We start from the raw sequence: 19,018 nt of genomic DNA on the forward strand, positions 1-19,018 counted from the left end.
TTAATCGGGTTGGTTCGAACGTTCGCGCATGATTTCGTGCAGGGATTGGCGGGCGATCACGGGTTTGACCCGTGTGCGAGTCCAGGGGCCAAGCCGGTTCGGCAACATTGAGCCAAGACGCGTTGCCCACCAGGTAACTATCCGGTATAGCTCAGGGTGTTGGTATACCCATCGCCAAAATCGCCACGCAGTGGCTTCGACCCGGGTTCGATGGCTACCTGCCCCATTGACCGGGCTTTCGGCTGGTTGCGGCTGTACGCGCTCTTCCCGCAGCTTGCGAATGAGATCCGGCAGTGGAATTTCAACCGGGCAGACTTCCCCGCATGCGCCGTTTAATGAACAGCCTTCAGTCATTTCCCCTTGTTGATCAAGCCCGTTGATCTGTGGCATCACCACTTGGCCAATGGGGCCCGGATACACCGTGCCGTAGGCATGCCCGCCGATTCGGGTGTAAACAGGGCAATGATTCATACAAGCTCCACAGCGAATACAGCGCAGGGTTTCCCGCAATTCCGGGTGTTGATACATGCGGCTGCGGCCATTGTCCAGTAAAACCAGATGTACGGCCTCAGGGCCGTCTTTTTCGTCAGGCTTCCGTGGGCTGGAAATCAGGTTGAAATAGGTGGTGATCAATTGCCCGGTGGCAGAGCGTGTCAGCAGGCTGAGGAGTGGTGGGAGGTCGCTGAGCCGGGGGATAACTTTTTCAATGCCGGTAATTGCAATATGGACTGGCGGTACGGTAGTACACATCCGGCCATTGCCTTCATTCTCCACCAGACACAACGTACCGGTTTCAGCAACAGCGAAATTGACGCCGGAGATGCCGATATCGGCCTTTTGGAATTTCTCGCGTAATATTCTCCGGCCGGTGCCGATCAGTTCATCGACATTTTCGGTATAAGGGGTATCAGGAATTGTAGCGTTGAACAGTGTAGCAATCTGGCTTTTGCTTTTGTGGATAGCGGGCATAATGATATGCGAAGGCGTCTCTTGGGCGAGTTGCACAATATACTCCCCCATATCCGACTCCAGGCATTCAATACCCCGCGCTTCGAGGTAATGATTCAGGCCAATTTCCTCACTGACCATAGATTTGCCCTTCACCGCAAGTTTTCCGTTGTTCTGTTCAATAATGCCGTGAATGATTTCGCAAGCTTGTTCCGGGGTTTCCGCCCAGTGCACCTGGATGCCGTTTTTACTGCACTGGCTATCCAGCTGTTCCAGCAGTTCGGGGAGATTGGCAAGGGCCTCGGCCTTGATTTGGTGCCCTTGTTGTCGGAGGTTTTCCAGCTCTATGGTATCACTGAATACCGCTTTGCGTTTTCCCTGCAAAAAATCCATTGCGCCACGAAAATTTTCGCGTAGTTGTTCATCCTGAAGGGCATGAATAGCCTGGTCTCTGAATGGGGCGGACATGGTTTCCTCCTGCTGCACTGAAAGGGCGTTATTTGCTGACCCGTTGCCAGATAAACTGGGCAAGGTGGGTTGAGTCAATCGTGTGTGCGCTGGAATATTCTGCTGATTTTTTGAGGGTACCTTCCAGATTCATCAGGCAGCCACAGTCGCCACTGACCAGCATCTCCGCCCCGGTTTGTTTAATGGCATTGCATTTGTCCGCGGCCATTGATGCTGCGATTTCAGGTTGTTTCACCGAAAAAGTACCGCCAAAACCGCAACACTCTGATGCTCTCTCCGGTTCCGCGAGATCAACCTGTTGCAACTGCCGGAGTAAGGCCAGTCCATCTTCGGTTACACCCATCTCCCGGCGCGCGCTGCAGGATGTGTGCAAGGCGACTCGGGTGGGTTGCCCCAAATCTTCTAATTTAATCTGCAACACCCGATGCAAAAAGGCGCTCCATTCAATGATCCTCTCGGAGAACGCTTGGGCTTGCTTCGCGCGGAGATGATTCTTAAATAATTCGGGATAGTGAAACTTCATCATTCCCGCACAGGAGCCCGAAGGCACGACTACCGGGATGGATTCGTGTAATGCATCCATTTGCACCTTGGCCACCTGTATTGCCTCCTCCCGGTACCCGGAGTTATACGGTGGCTGCCCGCAACAACTTTGGGCTTGGGGGAAAATGACGTTAACGCCCTCCCGTTCGATCAACTGAATCGCAGACAAACCCGCGTCAGGATAAAAAAGATCGATAAGACAGGTACCAAAAAAATAAACCCGGTCGGGTTTCTGAGTTTTGGTCTGCTCAAACTCGGGAGGTGTGTCAGAAAGTGCATTCATTGTTGTCGTTTTATTGTTTGGTGATTTGCTGGGGAGTGGTTCAATTACTGTAATGGCTTTTCATGAATTCTGCTAGGTTTGGCGTGAATTCGTTGCAGGAATGAGGTTGTCCTGTGGCGGAAATCCCGCCACAGGTAGACGGTTTAGATGCCTTAATAAACCTGAAAGTAGCTGCTTACAGGATCACTCTGCAGGTGCTGAGCGATGGTTTCCCACGTGCCAGAGGCGACTACCCCGTCGATATGTTTCTTATGAGCTTCCCTTGAATTCCAAGTCTCCACCAACGTGAAAACTTTAGGATCTTCTGCATCGTTGTAGATGGTTACGGTATCGCAACCTTCAACTGATGGAAGATTGATTTTTACATCGTCCATGATTTGACGGAATGAGGCCAATTTATCTTCCTTGACATTAAAAGTGATGATGACGTTCATTTTGGTTTCCTCCTGAATTTGTTGTGCTTGGCTCAATGTAGCGAAAGTAATAAAAGTCAAAACGAACAGCGTGGTTATCAAACGTTTAAACATGCCGAATCCTCCTGATTTAAGTGTTTTTTACTTTGAGTGGGTTTCGCTTGCAGTTCAGCGCTGTCTAGCAGCGTAAAAGGGACTGATCCTGCAATGGGATAATGGTAGGCAGTGCACATTCTTGTAAAGCCGGCGGCATGGGATAGGGAATATTTATTTTTGGTTTTGACTGAGTAGCGTTATTTCTGACTGTTTTTGAGTACACTGACGGTAAAGATATGAAGCGCTCACAGGAACGTGTTTATATGATTCTGGAAGTTATACCTAAATCGCTCTACTCACTGCCAAACTTAAATGCCATTTTTGCGAATGGTGCTTCTTCAATTCTACATAAAACATTAAGCCAAAGTCTGTTAAAAAAAGAGAAGTATATTACTGCTCCATTAATTGTTTACGTTATTCAGGGTAAGCAGATCATTTCCAGTCCCAATGGTATTGAAACGGTTGTTAATCAGAATTGTATGCTGTTTTTGCCCAAAGACCTTTATCTCGTGTCTGACTATGTTACGGAAGATGGCCGGTTCGAGGCATTATTATTTTTTTATGACGATTCCTTGATCGACAAATATATGCAGTCCAATTCCGAGGCGTTGCTGATAAAACGGGGGTCCAGTCCCAACTCGCTTTATACGACTCCTGCCAACCAGCAGATTCTTGACTTTTTCGAGTCTTTGCAGCGGGTTTACCACAACACGGAAAACACTGAAGCCTTGTTGGAGTTAAAGTTGCTTGAACTATTGCATTTGATTGCCATTCAAGACCGGGCTCATTATTTTCTGCAAGCCTTGTCGAGCTATGACAAGCCTGCAGACAAACGCAGTATTAGTGATTTTATGGAAGCCTACTACGCGCGAAACTTGAAAATAGAGGATTATGCACTGTTGACCGGGCGCAGTGTTTCAACTTTCATGCGCGACTTCAAAAAGACCTATAACACGACGCCAAATCGCTGGATAATCGAGAAGCGGCTGGAAAAGGCAAAAAACCTGTTATCTTCCCGAAATGTAAGTGTAACGGAAGCCGCGTTGGAAGCAGGATATGAAAACGTATCGCATTTCATTAAAGCCTATAAAATAAAGTACGGCTCGACGCCCAAGAAAGATAATTATGTTTTCTAGGCTTGATTTTTCATTATCAGCCGTTGTTTTTTCATTGCTTGTATTGGGGGTGTGTGCGGGCTGTCAGTTGATACCTTTGGGACAAACAGCCTTTCACGAATCAGTGGCTTTTCTGTGGCAAAAACGCGCTAATCTTGGTTTCGACACTTATCAAATCAGGTCGGTCGACTCATCGTATTTCCCCCATCGGTTGTTATTAAAATCCGGGCAGGGATCCCATATTCATGTTTATTTGGAAGGGGATGGTAAAGCCTGGCTCAACCGAAAAACCTATGCAATGACCCCAACTGTTCCCAATCCCGTATTGCTGGAAATCATGTTAAATGACCCTGCTCCGGCAATCTATTTGGGAAGGCCCTGTTATTTTCTGGATGAGTATCCTGTGCAGGATTCAAGGTGTTCTCCCTATTGGTGGACTTTTGGTCGGTTTCACCCGGATGTCGTTTCGAGTGTGAAAGAGGTATTACTGCAACTGAATCCTGAGCAGCCAGAAATGACCTTGATTGGTCACAGCGGTGGTGCAACATTGGCAGCGTTACTGGCCCATCAACTACCGAATATTGAACGTGTGATAACGTTTGCAGGCAACCTGGATACTGACCGTTGGACTCGCTATCACGGCTATGCTCCTTTGACCGGTTCAACAAATCCTTTCGGCCTTGGGCCGCTTCCAGACAAGATAGCACAATACCATTTCGTGGCGATGGAGGATCGCGAAATTTTACCCCGTTGGATCGCGGACTATGCAGAAATGCAATCGCGAGCCACATTGATCCCCTTGGATGATACGGAACATCAATGCTGCTGGCCCACCAACTGGTGGGCGCTCATGAACAATGCTAAAACTCGAGACGGCAGCCAAGGGATACCACATGATTGGTGACATCGCTTAATGCGAGCGGTGTAGCATAATCGATGAATATTTGCCCTTGGGCAAAGACCGCGCTTCCCCCCAAGCCAACAACAAAATAGTCTGAGTCGGGTTCATCGGTGTTTAGTGTGTATGTGGTATCGAATGGGTCGTATACATACTGATAAGAGGTTGTTCGGGATTCATCTTCGAATTCGTGGTGCCAATCGGCTTTCACATATGGAATGAGAACGCCCCAGGATGCGGAGATATTAATTTCGACTTGTGTCCCTAATACGGTTTGCAGCGATTCGATATTTTGCTCGGCAACTGACATGTTGATGGATTGATCGGTACCACCAAACTCTTCAAAAGCGTCAATATCGATATCGGTGTAATGTAGCTGCGCATAGGTGCTGACCAACCATTGGTTCTGCGCCACTTGATAACCTGCCGCCAGATACCCGTTTAGCAAGTCTCCTGCAGTTGTGGCAATCGGGACGGTATCAACTTCACCTCCCGCGTAAGCAACCCGGCGTTGTGATTCATAGTCATGTTGCCCAAAACTAATCGCGGCATCAAAATACAGTGCATCAATGGTGTAGGCGCCATAGAGTGTCAGATCAAGACCATCGATATCCTGTTTGCCGTTGTTGTCAGTGTATTCAGCCTCTGTATCTGTCCAGCCAAACGCGGCACCAACGACTGCTTGGGGTGTAACACGATAGTCCAGACCTGCCGTTATGCCGATAGAGTCCAAATCGTAACCGGTTTGCAATGCTGTTTCATCCCGTTCACCGGTCGCAATTTGCCCGGTTACGAACACACCCAGCTTGCCGTTAACATTTCCCGCATTTCCGCCAGTGCCCGACAGGAGTCGGTCATTCAATGCAACTGTCTGCCCGCCTGCATCAAGGTTTAAGCCGTTGAAGCTCAGCCCGGTTGAACCTGCGTGAAGGGCTGCCAGTCGAGTCTGTAAATTCGTCAGTTGTTGATTCGATGAGCGAGTTGCCCAGTCCCCTTGAACGCCTACTTCTTCATCAGCCAGGGCTTTCATGGCGTCTCCCAACTCTGCTTTAGTTAAATCCAGCGAATCCGCTGTAGCGCCGTTTCCTGCCAAATCATTTGCGGAATGTACCATCTGACGACAGCGGCGAAACAATTGAGTTTGATTGTCCGACAGGGCAACCGGGTTGTCGGCAGAATTGTTTGCAACGAATTTTCCACACACGGTTTGCACCGCATCCGCCATTAAGTTCTTAACGTCGTTGTCAAAATCCTGGCCGTCCAGATTGCCGGCCGATGCAGGGGGACTGAAAATGACAGGAGAGACTGCCAACAGCGCGTAAACCAAAGTTTTTGAGTGAATACCTGTGTAATTGATCCGATCCATGTTTTATCTCTCTTTTCAGGGCTAGGGTTAGTTGAGTGACTGGTGACCACAACACTACCGGAATCACTTATGCGAATTTTCAAGTTTGCATTCTTCCTGAGCAGGCCTGCATCCTGCAGTATTTCCGTATCAGGATACTATCAAGTATGCACAGAGATTATGTCTGCGACAAATTACCTTGGTTTTGCCCTAGTAAAACGTTTTATACTTGAGTGAAGTACTATCGGTTTTCTAACGGAACGGTTTTCTAACGGAACGGTTTTCTGATGGAGCATAGCAGTAATTAGGAACAGATCCTGTGATAGTTCGACGCTTACGGAGGGCGAACAATGCAATTACTACTGGCCATCGGCCTGACACTATCTCTTATCGTCATCACGTCCTGTACCACTCAGTCCGAGAAAGCGGCGGGGATTGAAGGGGCAGAAGACACAGACTCACTTATGGTGGTCGATTGCTTGTTGCCCGGGCAGGTCCGGCAACTGGGTTCAAGAGCGCGCTATGTGACACCACGCCGGCCTGTTAAGACTACATCATCAGATTGCGGTATTCGCGGAGGTGAATTTACCGCCTATGATCGCGCTGACTATGCGACCTCGCTGAAAATCTGGCTACCTCAGGCTCAGGCCGGGGATGCGGAAGCACAGGCCTATGTCGGGGAGATTTTTGAAAAAGGGCTGGGGGTTCCAGCTGATTATCAAGCTGCCGCAGTGTGGTATGAAAAAGCAGCAGCACAAAACCTGCCCAGAGCCCAAATCAATCTAGCCAATCTATATGAAAAAGGTTTGGGGGTTGAAAAAGACACCATCATGGCGCTCAATCTCTACCGTCGTGCTGCCGGGCTTTCGGGGGATTCTCTGCAGTATGCGTCCACTATTCTGGCCTCTAACCAATTGAAAAATTCGCTGCAGGAGCAACAGCAAATTATCACCGACCTGCAACAGGAGAAGCAGGTACTGCGCTCCAGACAACAGATTTTGAAGGAAAAAAACAGGGAGCTTGCTCAAATTAATGACGTCTTGATGCAAGATAAAAAAACACTGGTAACGGAACAAAGTGTGCTGAAATCGGCACAGGCAGAATGGGAGTCAGAACGTCAGCGACTAATCTCTTCGATTGATGTGACTTCAGCGGGTGTGGCCTCTGTTCAGCCCGGGATCGCTGCACCTGAAATACAGATTATTGATCCACCAATCACATTAACGCGCAGCGGGGCCAGTGTTTTGTTATCGGAGTCTGTCCCCAAGATTGAAATTGTCGGAAAAATTACGTCTCCAATCGGAATAAAAACCGCTAGAATCAATGGTCTCCCACTGACCACCGATGAGTTTGACTTGTTTTTCGCCTCTATTCCCGTTGACGGTGTACGTACCGAAGTGAACATTGTCGCCCATGATAAACAGAACAATCAGTCCCGGTTTGATTTTGTACTCTTCAATGACGAGGGTCAAATCCGTCCAGAGAATGCCTCCTTCCAGGCTCGACCTGCAAAAAACCAGAATACATTGGCCCCCAAACTTGGCGTAGATTTCGGTGAATACCATGCATTGGTGATTGGGAACAACGAGTATCAACATTTTCCCAAACTGAATACGGCCGTGAATGACGCACGTGCAGTGGCCCGTGTACTGAGGCAGCAATACGGGTTTAATGTGACGTTGCTTGTGAATGCTCGACGTTACGATATTCTGGCCGCATTGGATCGGCTCCGCCGTTCGCTCACTGAACGGGATAACTTGTTGATCTACTATGCTGGTCACGGTGAACTGGAGGAAACGAGCCATGAAGGCTACTGGTTAGGGGTCGATGCCGCACCGATCTTTGCTTCCAATTGGTTGTCAAACTTGACCCTTTCCGATCAATTAAATACCTTCAAAGCGGATCAGATAATGGTCGTTGCAGACTCGTGCTACGCCGGTACATTCTCGACTGCCTCCATAGCCAGGTCTGCGGTTCAAATTAAAAATAGTGCTTATCAGAACTGGTTGGAAGTGATGGTCGATGTGCGTGCACGAACCGTGTTGACGTCTGGCGGTACTCGGCCAGTACTCGATTCACTGGGTGGGGAGCACTCTCTTTTTGCCCAGGCGTTTATCGATGTGTTGGAAAACAACCATACTATAATTGACGGAAACTCTATTTATATCAATATACTCAATGCAATGAGTAAGCATAATCAACCTGGACAATATCGGCAGGTACCGGATTACGGTGCAATAAAGTTCGCAGGTCACGAAGCTGGAGAGTTTTTTCTGACGCCGAAAACCTTGTAAACCGATCGGGAGTTGCCCGGAAGAAGGACGAAACATGGAGCCACAACCCAACAGCATGCAATTTGGTAAATATCAAGTGCTTGAGACTATTGGTTATGGGTCGATGGGTGTTGTGTACAAGTGTCTGGATCCCAATTTTGAACGTGTTGTTGCCGTTAAAGCTGTGCACGGTCACTTGTTGGACTCACAAAACACCAACGAATTTCTACAACGTTTCAAGAACGAGCTGTTAGCAACCGGTCGTCTCTCTCATCCCAATATCGTGATGGTATTTGATGCTGACTTTGAAGCCCGGCCACCGTATCTGGTCATGGAGTTCGTTGAGGGACAGGAGCTGAGTCGGCTCATCAAGCAATCCAAGCGTTTTGATTTTCGCGAAATCGTACAAATTTGTACCGATATCCTGAATGGACTTTCGGAAATCCATCATTTCGGCATCATTCATCGAGACCTTAAACCGGATAATATTTTCATTACGCGGGATGGTAAGGCTAAGATCGCAGATTTTGGTATCGCGAAACTCGAAGATTCAAACTTGACTCAGGTCGGGGCGATCATTGGTTCACCGAAATATATGTCTCCAGAGCAATGCATGGGGTATGAACTGGATCCGCGGTCAGACCTGTTTTCGGTAGGTACCATTTTGTTCGAGTTACTGACCGGAGAGAGTTGTTTTCGTGGCAAATCCTATACTGCTATCGCCCAAAAAATTATCTCAGACGCACCGTCAAACCCTTCCGATATCAATCCGGAAATCCCTGAAATTTTTGACAAACTGACCCGCAAGGCGCTTTCAAAAGATCCAGTGAACCGATTTCAGACACCCGATGAGTTTATTGCTGCCTTGGAATTAGCGGAACAAAAACTGTTAAAAAAAACCTCCAAGGTGAAAGGGCCAATTACAAGTGATGGCGATGCTCACCCGCCGCCAACCTGGCCCCCACTGTTCAAATGGATCCTGATTTGTGCGCCAATAGCCCTTGTTACGGCTTTCACGATCATCTGGCAGTCTTATTTCCAGAACGAATCAATAGCTTTGCCGTCGGGAGAGCCCGCCGGAGTCACACCGGAAATTGCGGGCCCGGAGAATCTGCCGCGACCTGTTGACCCGGACTCTTCAAATGTGAGCCAGAAAATCCGCGAAGAAGAGTCCGTATCCGGCATTTCCACCCGTGGAGCGGTGCTTAATCCTATCGTTGACGGGAGGGATAATCGTCAACACACTCAACAATTGGATCTGTCCAATCAGCAGAAAATAGATCGCTTGATAAAAGTGGCAGGTGCACACATGAGTGTCGGGCGTTTGATTTCACCTTCGGGGTCTAACGCCTTGGAAGCTTATAAGATTGTATTGTCTATGGATCCATACAATGAAAAGGCTCTGGCTGGAATAGAAGATGTTAAGGACTTTATCGTGCGAGAAGTTGAAGTGTATATCGCCGAGAATAGTTTGAACAAAGCGGAAGATACGCTACTCGCCGCAAAAGCTGTTTTCCCCGCTGATCCCGCATGGAGCAGATTCGAAGTTGAGCTGGCGAACACACAGCAATAAGTTCTGACTTGCAGAATATATTTTTTGTTTTATCAATTGATAGAGCTAATCTGTGTTAAATTGGCTCCTGTTTGGCGTTCCCCTCGGTCACAACCGGGCAGGCCCCTCTTTTGCCGACGAATGGCCGCCACAAGGGAAGGTGAGTTTCCAGGTTTATGCAGTTGGTGCCTTCTACAACCCGTCTGGACCGTCTGTCGTGATCATGGGACAGCAGTCTTGAGCATATCATTCTTTCAGCGTTAAACTTGAGGTATGTGGACGGTAACCCGTTTTTGATTTTGAGTTTACCGAGCATGATTTGTTCAGTAATACCGGGTTGAGTTGCCGGTGGGGGAGGGGCGATGAAGCAAGTGATGGTGGTCGGCGTAGTTGTTATTGTTGTATTGGCGCTGACAGCAGTGGAACCTGCTATGGCAGGGCCAGGGGGTAAAATTGCCAGAGCAGCTTTTGAGACGTTCTGGGGACGAATTATTCTCGGGATTCTGGTGCTGGTTTTTTTACCGTTAATCACCTACATGGCAATTCGGGAAAAGCTTGCGGAGCGCCGGGCCCGTAAGGATCTTCGGTTTATGGCGGGCTACAGCGCTATTTTCGATTGGTTGGCGGTTCAGGCTCGGGCGAAGGATTGTTTCTATCGGGTTCATTCCGGGTGGGAGCAGGCGGATCTGTCCGGAGTGTCAGGCTGGATGACTGAATGGTATTGGCAAAACCAGCAACAGGTTCACCTCGAGAGGTGGGAAAAAGAAGGACTGGTCAATGTCTGTAAAGTCAAGAAAATCAGAAATCTGAAGCCGTTGTTATTTGTTCACCGTAATCAGGGGGAGGCTCATCAGGACTCGATGGTGGTGATTTCCATTGAGGCTCATATGCAGGATTACTTGATGCACAAGGGCACGGGTAAGGTGGTGGAAGGCAGCAAGCGTTTTAAAGACGTTGAAACAATTTGGTCGTTTACTCTCGAAGATGGTGTCTGGAAAGTGTCGGATATTGAGGAGGATTCCATGTCCATGGTGTATACAAAAATGGTCAGTGAACTACCTGATATCGAATCAACCGTCCTTTCCGACTTCAGAGCTTGAAAAGCAGTATCAGGAAAAGTAACGGCCGTTGCGTTCATGCATCGCTTTGGCATCCGCCTGAATGCGATCAATCAACTCCTGAACCGTCGGTATGTCCTCAATCAAACCCTGAGTCTGGCCGATGAACTGAACGCCTTTTTCAAGGTCGCCGTTGATCGTTGCCGCCTGTAATCGCGGCACACTGGCGCCAAAGTAGGCGAGCAGTTTAATTTTATTGAGCATCACCACCATACCCAGCATGATCTTCCAGACCGGCTGTTTAACAATTTTTGCGGCTTTGGTCGCTTCGATACCTGCCATGATCAGATTCATGGGGCGCCTGGTTTCTTTTACTGAACGCGGCGTCTTCATCACCCGAGCCCAAAGGCCGTCGAAGTTCTTGGAGTAGATGGTTTCCTGCTCGGATTTCTTAACCACAGTTTCTTTCACATGATTGTGCAGCGGGCTTTCTGCGCTGGTTGCGAAGCGGGAACCCATCGCCACAGCCTCAGCACCCAGAGAAAGTGCTGCCATCAGGCCTCGGGCATCGGCGAAGCCACCCGTTGCGATAACCGGTATATCTACTTTGCTGGCGATCGATGGCACCAGCACCAAAGACGTCACATCACCGCCGTGGGCTGCAGCCTCATGGCCTGTTACCAATAAGGCATCGGCACCGATACTCTGAGCCGAAAGCGCATGTTTTTCTGATACAACCGTAGCGATAACTTTGCCACCGTATTCGTGCGCTTTTTTAACCAGCCAATCGCCTTTACCCAGAGAAAAGTTAATGACGGGAACCTTTTCCTCCAGAGCAACCATGGCATTTTCTTTAGCACCCGGCATGAGCAGGGTGACACCCACGCCAAAGGACTTATCCGTCAACTCACGGATCTTACGAATAGATGCTCGGGTTTCTTCTGGTGTCAGCGGGCCACTGGCGAGAATACCCAGACCGCCGGCATTCGATACTGCAGCAACGAGCTGAGGAGTCGAAATCCAGCTCATACCCGGAAGGATTAATGGGGCTTCAATACCTAAAAGTTCAGTGATGCGTGTTTTCATGCTGGTTTCCCGAGATTAGACGGGCACCACTTTATAGGGTAAAGACAATTTGTCCATTGCCGAAATGACGCAAAATCGATCGGAGTCATTTTTAACTGCGACGCTCGGCATCCTGGAAAAAGTTGCGGAACATGTTCGGGTGACCCCGTCAAGAGGACTTGGAATAAAAAAGCCGAGGAAGAAACCTCGGCTTTTTTGTTCCAGATGGATTATTTATCCTGAATCAGTGATTGACCGGACATCTCGGAGGGTTGTTCCAGATTCATCAGGTGGAGCAGAGAAGGGGCGACATCGCTCAGTTTTCCATCATCGATGAAAGACAGAGAACGATTCCCGAGGTACACCAGTGGTACTGGCAGTGTTGTATGGGCTGTGTGTTCTTGCCCGGAGTCGGGATCCATCATTTGTTCAACGTTGCCATGATCTGCCGTGACCAGGCCCTGACCACCGACTTCCTCAAGGGCTTTCGCGACGCGATCCAGGCATTGATCCAGACACTCTGCGGCTTTTACTGCGGCATCAAATTTACCTGTGTGGCCGACCATATCACCGTTTGCATAGTTGCACACAACCAGATCGTATTTACCGCTTTTGATTGCTTCAACCAGTTTGTCTGTAACCTCCGGGGCGCTCATTTCCGGTTTAAGATCGTAAGTTGCGACCTGTGGTGAAGGCACCAGAATACGGTCTTCGCCGGTGAAGGTTTCTTCCTGGCCGCCACTGAAGAAAAATGTCACGTGGGCATATTTCTCGGTTTCCGCAATGCGCAGCTGGGTTTTGCCGAGTTTTTCCATGTACTCGCCGATACTGTTGGTCAGCTTCTCGGGCGGGTAGGCGCAGGCGGTATTAATATCCGCTGCGTACTCGGTGAGCATGACGAACTCAGACAGCGCCGGGACCTTCTTCCGGCAAAAACCATCAAAGTCAGCATCGACAAAGGCTCGAGTCAATTCACGAGCGCGATCAGCCCGGAAATTCATGAAAATTACGGCATCACCATCATTGATCGTCGCGTCCGGCTGACCGTCTGCCTGAATCCGGGTTGCTTTGACGAATTCGTCGTTTTCGTCCCGCTCATAAGCCGCCTGCAAGCCCTCAACAGCAGAGTTGCTGGTGTATTCCGCTTCGCCCAGTGTCAGCAGATTGTAGGCTGACTCCACGCGATCCCAGCGGTTATCCCGATCCATTGCGAAGTAGCGACCGATGATAGTGGCCAGTCGGTATTGTCCCTCACCCAGTTCGTTCAGTTTGGCCTGCATCTTTTGTAATGAGGGCTCGGCGCTGCGTGGCGGTGTATCCCGGCCATCGAGGAAGCCGTGAACATAAACCCGTTTGGCGCCTTTACTTGCCGCCAGTTCGCAAGCCGCAACAAGATGATCTTCATGACTGTGCACGCCGCCAGGGGATAACAGGCCCAGAATGTGAACCGCTTTGTCTCCGGCAACCGCTTTGTCGATCGCGCTTACGAGTACGGGATTGGCAGTGAAGTCACCGGTTTCAATATCTTTGGTAATGCGCGTGAAGTTCTGATAGACAATGCGTCCCGCGCCGAGGTTCATATGGCCGACTTCAGAGTTGCCCATCTGCCCCTCTGGAAGACCGACTGCCATTCCCGAGGTGTGAATCAACGTTTTTGGTTGAGTATTCCACAGGCTGTCCCAATACGGTGTACGGGCGTGGTAAATGGCATTATTGTCTGGCTCGAGGCGGTGTCCCCAGCCGTCCAGGATGATGAGGGCAGTTGGAATACGCTTATCTGTCATAGGAGTCGGATCTCAATCTATTCACGTGCGGCAATTAATGTGGCTCAATTTTACCCTGAATCGCATTTTCATGCTACGGGTGACTTAATTGTGAGATGCATGGTTATCCTGATACGGTAAGGAGGTGTTAAGGCGGTGCTGCTGTTATTCGAACTTCTGTCCCATTGAATCTGTGTGTATAATGCGCGTCTGTTTTAACGGTGGGTGGTAAAATGGATCGATTTCTAGAGTTTATTGTTAATCATTGGGAGCTTTCAACAACGTTCCTGGCGTTAATTGTCGCGCTGATTATTGTTGAGAAGAAACGCGCAGGTGCAACGCTGTCACCTCAGCAGGTTACCTTTATGCTGAATAAAGATGCTGCAGTGCTCGTCGATGTCCGGGAGAAGAAAGATTTCAGTGAAGGTCATATTAAAGGGTCCTTGCACATGCCCATGTCCACGCTTAAAGAACGTAAAGCGGAACTGGATAAGCACAAGGACAAGCAGATCATCGTGGTTGACAAAATGGGTCAGCATTCCGGTATGGCCTGCAAGACACTGAAAGAAATCGGTGTCGAGAATGCTGCACGGCTTTCCGGTGGTATTGCGGAGTGGCGCGGACAAAATTTGCCCGTGGCTAAAAAGTAAGCGAACACATCGCTGGGGCTGTATTGTAACTGCTGAAATACAGTCCGCTTCAAGACGCAATGCGGCGTTGATTAGCGATACAATGTTCGAAATTCAATTCTCCAGGTAGTGAAAAGTTATGCAACAGGTTACGATTTACACCACACGCTTTTGTCCTTTTTGCATACGCGCAAAAATGTTGCTGGAAAGCAAAAATGTAGCGTTTCATGAAATTGCGGTTGATGGTAAGCCTGAATTACGCGATGAAATGACGCGAAAAGCCGGAAAACATACCGTTCCGCAAATCTGGGTTGGATCCGAGCATGTTGGAGGTTGTGACGAGCTTATGGCATTAAACCGTAGCGGCAAACTCGATACGTTGCTGGAAGGCCAGAACGCCTGAGTATTATCCGGATAGTGAGCGAAAATTTAACATTGCTGAGCTACAGTTGATACTTGGTGCACATTTTTGCACTAACAAAGCATATACCGATTTTTTTTAATGCTTTGGGGCTTGAAAGTCACTGATTCTGACCTCAAGTTTAGATATCACGAAAATAAATGTCACAAATAGCGGCGTAGAGCAGACGTTCCATGGCCTATTTGATTGTAAACGACCTTATTTTAAGTAATTCATTTTGACCTTATTAGAAACAGGAAATAATAATCATGGCTGAGAACGGACAGGCTTCTGCCAATCAACCACAATTTGCTCTGCAACGAATCTACGTGAAAGATGTTTCTTTCGAATCCCCTAACGCACCTACCATTTTTCAGGGTGAATGGAAGCCTCAGGTTAATCTGGACCTGAACACTTCCAGCTCGAAAGTAAGCGACAAGCAGTACGAAGTTGTGGTTTCTTTGACTGTAACGGCCAAAGTAGAAGATAAAACAGCATTTATTGCTGAAATCCAGCAAGCTGGTATTTTCTTTATCGACAATATTGAAGGTGCAAACCTGAACCAGACGTTAGGTGCGTTCTGCCCTAACTTGTTGTTCCCATATGCCCGTGAGGCAATTGATAACATGGTGGGTCGCGGTAGCTTTCCTCCATTGATGCTGGCTCCGGTTAACTTTGATGCGATCTATGCGGAAGCAGTTCGTCGCAAACAGGAAGAAGGTCAGCAACCTAACTGATCCGGATTCCGGGAGTTGCTTGAGTTCATCTTGAGTTCAAAGGCAGCTCCCAGCCTCGCTTTTGCAGTTTAGTCCTTCGGGTATCCCTTCGCAATCCATCCACTGGCTCATTGCATCGAGAAATCGATTTGCCGCCAGGCTTCGTACACAATGATTGCCACCGCGTTCGACAAGTTCAGGCTACGACTCTCTGGTAGCATGGGAATGCGTATACACTGACCCAACCCCAGTTCATCTCGTATTTCTTGCGGTAGGCCGCGCGTTTCCGGACCAAAGAGCAGGTAGTCATCCTGTTCAAATTGCACATTGGTGTGAGGTTGAATCGCCTTAGTCGTTAAGCCGAATAGTCGCTTTGGCTGAGCCTTTTCGAGGAACGTGGCGTAGTTCTTGTAGGTTTTCAGCTCGGCAAACTCATGATAGTCCAGACCAGCCCGCCTCAGTTTCTTCTCTTCCAATTGAAATCCCAAGGGTTCGATCAAATGCAGTTTGCATCCTGTGTTCGCCGCGAGTCGGATAATATTTCCGGTATTCGGCGGTATTTCCGGTTGATAGAGCACGATATTGAACATGGGAGCAATCCAGTTTGAAAAATTGAGCGGAGTTTAGCGGAAATCAGGCAAAAATACAGCTGCACGACGGTTTATGCTCCCCTTGGTATTGTGTGGGGTCTGTATTCACTGCTCGCACGGATATCATGTTCGTGAATGAAAAGTGATCTTTTGATGATAATTTCTGATGGTTTGTTTTGTAGGCTGTAGTCGGTGGCGAGTGGCAGAATTGCTTGGAGACTGCTCGAACAAATACGACAGATCAGATTGCAAGAGGGTAAAATCAAATGAACTACAAGGCGAACGTAAAACAGTCTGCGTTGGTGATGCTTATTGGTATCGCAACGGTATCAACAGCGTGGGCTCTGCCTCCGACAGAAGGAGAAATTATCCCCGGTGTTGGTGTGCCGGGTGTTGAGTTAGGCGATACACGGGCTCAGGTTGAACAAAGTTATGGGGCCCAGACGACCTGCGGTGCTGAAGCGGTGGGCTCAAGCTGTTACGACATCGGAGGTTTGGGGAGCGACAGTGCGGGTAACGTTTATGTCCGATTCGAAGGCACTAATGGAGGATCTGCTACAGGACAGCAGGATGACGTTGTTTCTGGGTTTAGTGTCTATAACACGCCGATTGTTGGCTTGAATTGGACTTTCGAAGGGGGCTACACCATCCGGGATTTCGAACTGCAGCCAGAATTGATTCAAGTGGTTTTCCCGGAGGCGGAGATAGAACAGCCGAACCTGTTTTTTACGCGCTATACCGATCCACAAGCGGGTGTTGAGCTTACCTCAAGATTTGATCCTTACGGGTTGTTTTACGATGTGACATTATTCTTGAGCAAACCGGATGCGAGTGAAGAGCCTGGCGGGGAGTCCGTATTACCGGAAATCCGTGTCAGTGACATTGCGATGAGCTTTCGTGATAACCGTCGTAATCGACATCAGGTGATGGCGGTGGTGTCAGTGGTTGATGAGGCAAGTGATGCGGTGCTGGACGCTACGGTTGAAGGTGTCTGGACCAAGCCTGGCGGGCGAACCGTTGCGGCGACACTGGTCACGAATCAATATGGTCGCGCAATTTTCCAGTTGCTCAGTCGTAAGGATGGTGAATACAAATTCACGATAAATCGAGTTATTTTTAATGACGTGCCATTGAATGAGGCGGAGAGCAAACTTATGCAGGTATTGGATGTACGGTAATCATTCAATTCGGGGGCGATTGGAATAAAAGGGATTGCGCGTGATCTGATGGGCGAATCGTCTCGAGATATCTCGATTGTTCGATTTTCTTGAAATGTTCAAGATCCCAGGGTCTGTCAGTCAGGAGCCGGGTAAATGATGTGCGGAGTATATAAGTACAGGCTTGGGTTCTCGCAAGTGGCGGTTTACCGGTTAGAACGGTAATCAATTTTCGTTGATACCATTGGCCTTCATAGTCGTCTAAACGTTGCCACTCAGCACTGCACAATCCATGGTAGAGTAAACCTGAAGTATTGCGAAGGGGACTCTCTTTTCTGATGGCAGGATACACTTGCCCTTTTAACAGATAGGCTCCATAACCCTGTAGTCGGGCGGGTTGCGCATCTGGCAACCGCCCTAATACAGCCTGAATGACATCCGGAATCAAAAGCGTGCCATACACAAAGCACGGGAGAGATGGCCGGTTTCTGATCGACGGATTAATCCCGTTCAACTGCCAGCGCAACCCCCATACCACCGCCAATGCACAGTGTTGCCAGACCTTTTTTGGCATCCCGCTTTTGCATCTCATGAACCAGTGTGACCAGAACCCGGCAGCCCGATGCTCCAATGGGGTGGCCAAGTGCAATTGCACCGCCATTGACGTTTACTTTTCCATTGTCCCATTCCATATCCCGGTTTACGGAAATGGCCTGTGCAGCGAATGCTTCATTGGCTTCAACCAAGTCCAGTTGATCTACGCTCCAGCCGGCCTTTTCCAGACACTTTTTAGATGCAGGAATAGGGCCCGTCCCCATAATACTGGGGTCTACACCGGCGTTGGAATACGCCGCGATTCTGGCCAGAACAGGTAAGCCCAGGGCTTTTGCTTTTTCTTCTTCGCAAAGAATTACCGCTGCTGCCCCATCATTGATGGAGGAGGCGTTAGCGGCTGTAACGGTTCCGTCTTTTTTAAACGCAGGACGAAGACCTGAGAATTTTTCCAGCGTCGCGCCGTGACGTGGATTTTCGTCCGTGTCGACTATGATGGGGTCGCCTTTGCGTTGCGGGATGGAAACGCTCACGATCTCGTCAGCAAATCGGCCTGCCTTCTGAGCTGCTTCTGCTTTTTGCTGGGAATGAACGGCAAACTGGTCCTGTTCTTCACGGCTGATACCGTATTTTTCCACGATATTTTCTGCAGTAATGCCCATGTGGTAGTCATTAAAGGCATCCCACAGGCCGTCTTTAATCATGGTGTCTTCCAATTGCCAGTTGCCCATGCGTTGCCCGTTGCGGGAATTCGGGAGTACGTGTGCTGATTGGCTCATGGATTCCTGACCACCGGCGATAACAATTTCCGCATCCCCCAGCATGATTGATTGCGCCGCCAGTTGGAGCGCTTTGAGGCCTGAACCGCAGACTTTATTGATGGTCATTGCCGGAACCTGACTTGGCAAGCCGGCATTGATACTGGCCTGACGCGCCGGATTTTGACCGCAACCGGCCGTGAGTATCTGGCCCAGAATGACTTCGTCAACCTGCTCGCCCTTGACGCCACTGCTTTCCAATAGTGCCTTGATAACGGTGCTGCCCAGTTGGTCGGCGGACAGTGATGCGAGTGCGCCTCCAAATGTTCCAATCGGGGTTCGTTTTGCAGCGACAATGACAACGTTCTTCATGAGGTCTCCTAGGTCGTTATTTAG

At 49.0% G+C, this 19,018-nt stretch carries 18 protein-coding genes; 9 read left to right on the plus strand and 9 right to left on the minus strand.

What is annotated here, in order from left to right; translation table 11 throughout:
- The 3 genes from OLMES_RS07905 to OLMES_RS07915 all read right to left on the minus strand — a co-directional run bounded on the left by OLMES_RS07905 (position 1) and on the right by OLMES_RS07915 (position 2,769).
- Positions 1-1,416: a LutB/LldF family L-lactate oxidation iron-sulfur protein gene (locus OLMES_RS07905; RefSeq protein WP_087460759.1), complete on the minus strand. Its 1,416-nt coding sequence runs from the start codon at positions 1,414-1,416 to the stop codon at positions 1-3.
- Positions 1,417-1,444: 28 nt separating this feature from the next.
- The gene (locus tag OLMES_RS07910; RefSeq protein WP_087460760.1) at positions 1,445-2,242 is read right to left on the minus strand and encodes a (Fe-S)-binding protein; all 798 of its coding nucleotides are present in this window, start codon (positions 2,240-2,242) and stop codon (positions 1,445-1,447) included.
- A gap of 152 nt (positions 2,243-2,394) precedes the next feature.
- Positions 2,395-2,769: a putative quinol monooxygenase gene (locus tag OLMES_RS07915; RefSeq protein WP_198343267.1), complete on the minus strand. Its 375-nt coding sequence runs from the start codon at positions 2,767-2,769 to the stop codon at positions 2,395-2,397.
- 218 nt (positions 2,770-2,987) lie between these two features.
- Here OLMES_RS07915 and OLMES_RS07920 point away from each other — a divergent pair, with 218 nt between their 5' ends.
- Both OLMES_RS07920 and OLMES_RS07925 read left to right on the plus strand, forming a co-directional pair.
- Entirely contained in the window at positions 2,988-3,887 is a 900-nt protein-coding gene (locus OLMES_RS07920) for a helix-turn-helix domain-containing protein (protein ID WP_198343268.1), read from the plus strand.
- Complete coding sequence (locus OLMES_RS07925) at positions 3,877-4,770, plus strand: alpha/beta hydrolase family protein (protein ID WP_087460762.1); 894 nt, start codon at positions 3,877-3,879, stop codon at positions 4,768-4,770. The genes OLMES_RS07920 and OLMES_RS07925 overlap by 11 nt, the downstream gene beginning before the upstream one ends.
- Here the strand turns inward: OLMES_RS07925 and OLMES_RS07930 are convergent.
- Positions 4,727-6,130, minus strand: coding sequence for an autotransporter outer membrane beta-barrel domain-containing protein (locus OLMES_RS07930; protein ID WP_087460763.1), 1,404 nt, complete (start codon positions 6,128-6,130; stop codon positions 4,727-4,729). The two genes, OLMES_RS07925 and OLMES_RS07930, sit on opposite strands and share 44 nt — an antisense overlap.
- A 329-nt stretch (positions 6,131-6,459) precedes the next feature.
- Between OLMES_RS07930 and OLMES_RS07935 the strand changes: the two genes are divergently transcribed.
- The 3 genes from OLMES_RS07935 to OLMES_RS07945 all read left to right on the plus strand — a co-directional run bounded on the left by OLMES_RS07935 (position 6,460) and on the right by OLMES_RS07945 (position 11,034).
- The gene (locus OLMES_RS07935) at positions 6,460-8,403 is read left to right on the plus strand and encodes a caspase family protein (protein WP_087460764.1); all 1,944 of its coding nucleotides are present in this window, start codon (positions 6,460-6,462) and stop codon (positions 8,401-8,403) included.
- Between the two features lie 34 nt (positions 8,404-8,437).
- Positions 8,438-9,955 (plus strand): serine/threonine protein kinase, encoded by a 1,518-nt coding sequence (locus OLMES_RS07940; protein WP_087460765.1) that lies wholly within the window; start codon positions 8,438-8,440, stop codon positions 9,953-9,955.
- Positions 9,956-10,296: 341 nt separating this feature from the next.
- Positions 10,297-11,034: a Tim44 domain-containing protein gene (locus tag OLMES_RS07945; protein ID WP_198343269.1), complete on the plus strand. Its 738-nt coding sequence runs from the start codon at positions 10,297-10,299 to the stop codon at positions 11,032-11,034.
- Between the two features lie 9 nt (positions 11,035-11,043).
- On the opposite strand, the gene OLMES_RS07950 is transcribed toward OLMES_RS07945, so the two are convergent.
- The gene (locus OLMES_RS07950; RefSeq protein ID WP_087460766.1) at positions 11,044-12,078 is read right to left on the minus strand and encodes an NAD(P)H-dependent flavin oxidoreductase; all 1,035 of its coding nucleotides are present in this window, start codon (positions 12,076-12,078) and stop codon (positions 11,044-11,046) included.
- Positions 12,079-12,287: 209 nt separating this feature from the next.
- Positions 12,288-13,841 carry a 2,3-bisphosphoglycerate-independent phosphoglycerate mutase gene (gpmM, locus tag OLMES_RS07955; RefSeq protein WP_087460767.1) on the minus strand — a complete coding sequence of 518 codons (1,554 nt, stop codon included), beginning with the start codon at positions 13,839-13,841 and terminating at the stop codon, positions 12,288-12,290.
- Between the two features lie 212 nt (positions 13,842-14,053).
- Between gpmM and OLMES_RS07960 the strand changes: the two genes are divergently transcribed.
- The 3 genes from OLMES_RS07960 (at position 14,054) to secB (ending at position 15,586) form a co-directional block, all read left to right on the plus strand.
- Positions 14,054-14,470, plus strand: coding sequence for a rhodanese-like domain-containing protein (locus tag OLMES_RS07960; RefSeq protein ID WP_087460768.1), 417 nt, complete (start codon positions 14,054-14,056; stop codon positions 14,468-14,470).
- Between the two features lie 118 nt (positions 14,471-14,588).
- On the plus strand, positions 14,589-14,852 hold the full coding sequence (gene grxC, locus OLMES_RS07965; RefSeq protein WP_087460769.1) for a glutaredoxin 3: 264 nt from the start codon (positions 14,589-14,591) through the stop codon (positions 14,850-14,852).
- Positions 14,853-15,118: 266 nt separating this feature from the next.
- Positions 15,119-15,586, plus strand: coding sequence for a protein-export chaperone SecB (secB, locus tag OLMES_RS07970; RefSeq protein WP_087460770.1), 468 nt, complete (start codon positions 15,119-15,121; stop codon positions 15,584-15,586).
- A gap of 107 nt (positions 15,587-15,693) precedes the next feature.
- Here the strand turns inward: secB and trmL are convergent, their stop codons facing one another.
- Positions 15,694-16,155, minus strand: coding sequence for a tRNA (uridine(34)/cytosine(34)/5-carboxymethylaminomethyluridine(34)-2'-O)-methyltransferase TrmL (gene trmL / locus OLMES_RS07975; RefSeq protein WP_087460771.1), 462 nt, complete (start codon positions 16,153-16,155; stop codon positions 15,694-15,696).
- 266 nt (positions 16,156-16,421) lie between these two features.
- Here trmL and OLMES_RS07980 point away from each other — a divergent pair, with 266 nt between their 5' ends.
- Complete coding sequence (locus OLMES_RS07980) at positions 16,422-17,333, plus strand: Ig-like domain-containing protein (RefSeq protein WP_087460772.1); 912 nt, start codon at positions 16,422-16,424, stop codon at positions 17,331-17,333.
- Between the two features lie 4 nt (positions 17,334-17,337).
- Here the strand turns inward: OLMES_RS07980 and OLMES_RS07985 are convergent, their stop codons facing one another.
- Together OLMES_RS07985 and OLMES_RS07990 are read right to left on the minus strand one after the other, a co-directional pair.
- Positions 17,338-17,886 carry a gamma-glutamylcyclotransferase family protein gene (locus OLMES_RS07985; RefSeq protein ID WP_157678215.1) on the minus strand — a complete coding sequence of 183 codons (549 nt, stop codon included), beginning with the start codon at positions 17,884-17,886 and terminating at the stop codon, positions 17,338-17,340.
- Positions 17,813-18,994, minus strand: coding sequence for an acetyl-CoA C-acetyltransferase (locus tag OLMES_RS07990; protein ID WP_087460774.1), 1,182 nt, complete (start codon positions 18,992-18,994; stop codon positions 17,813-17,815). Before OLMES_RS07990 ends, OLMES_RS07985 begins: the two co-directional genes overlap by 74 nt.
- Positions 18,995-19,018 lie beyond the last annotated feature (24 nt).

It is taken from the genome of Oleiphilus messinensis (genome assembly GCF_002162375.1).
Classification (GTDB): domain Bacteria; phylum Pseudomonadota; class Gammaproteobacteria; order Pseudomonadales; family Oleiphilaceae; genus Oleiphilus; species Oleiphilus messinensis.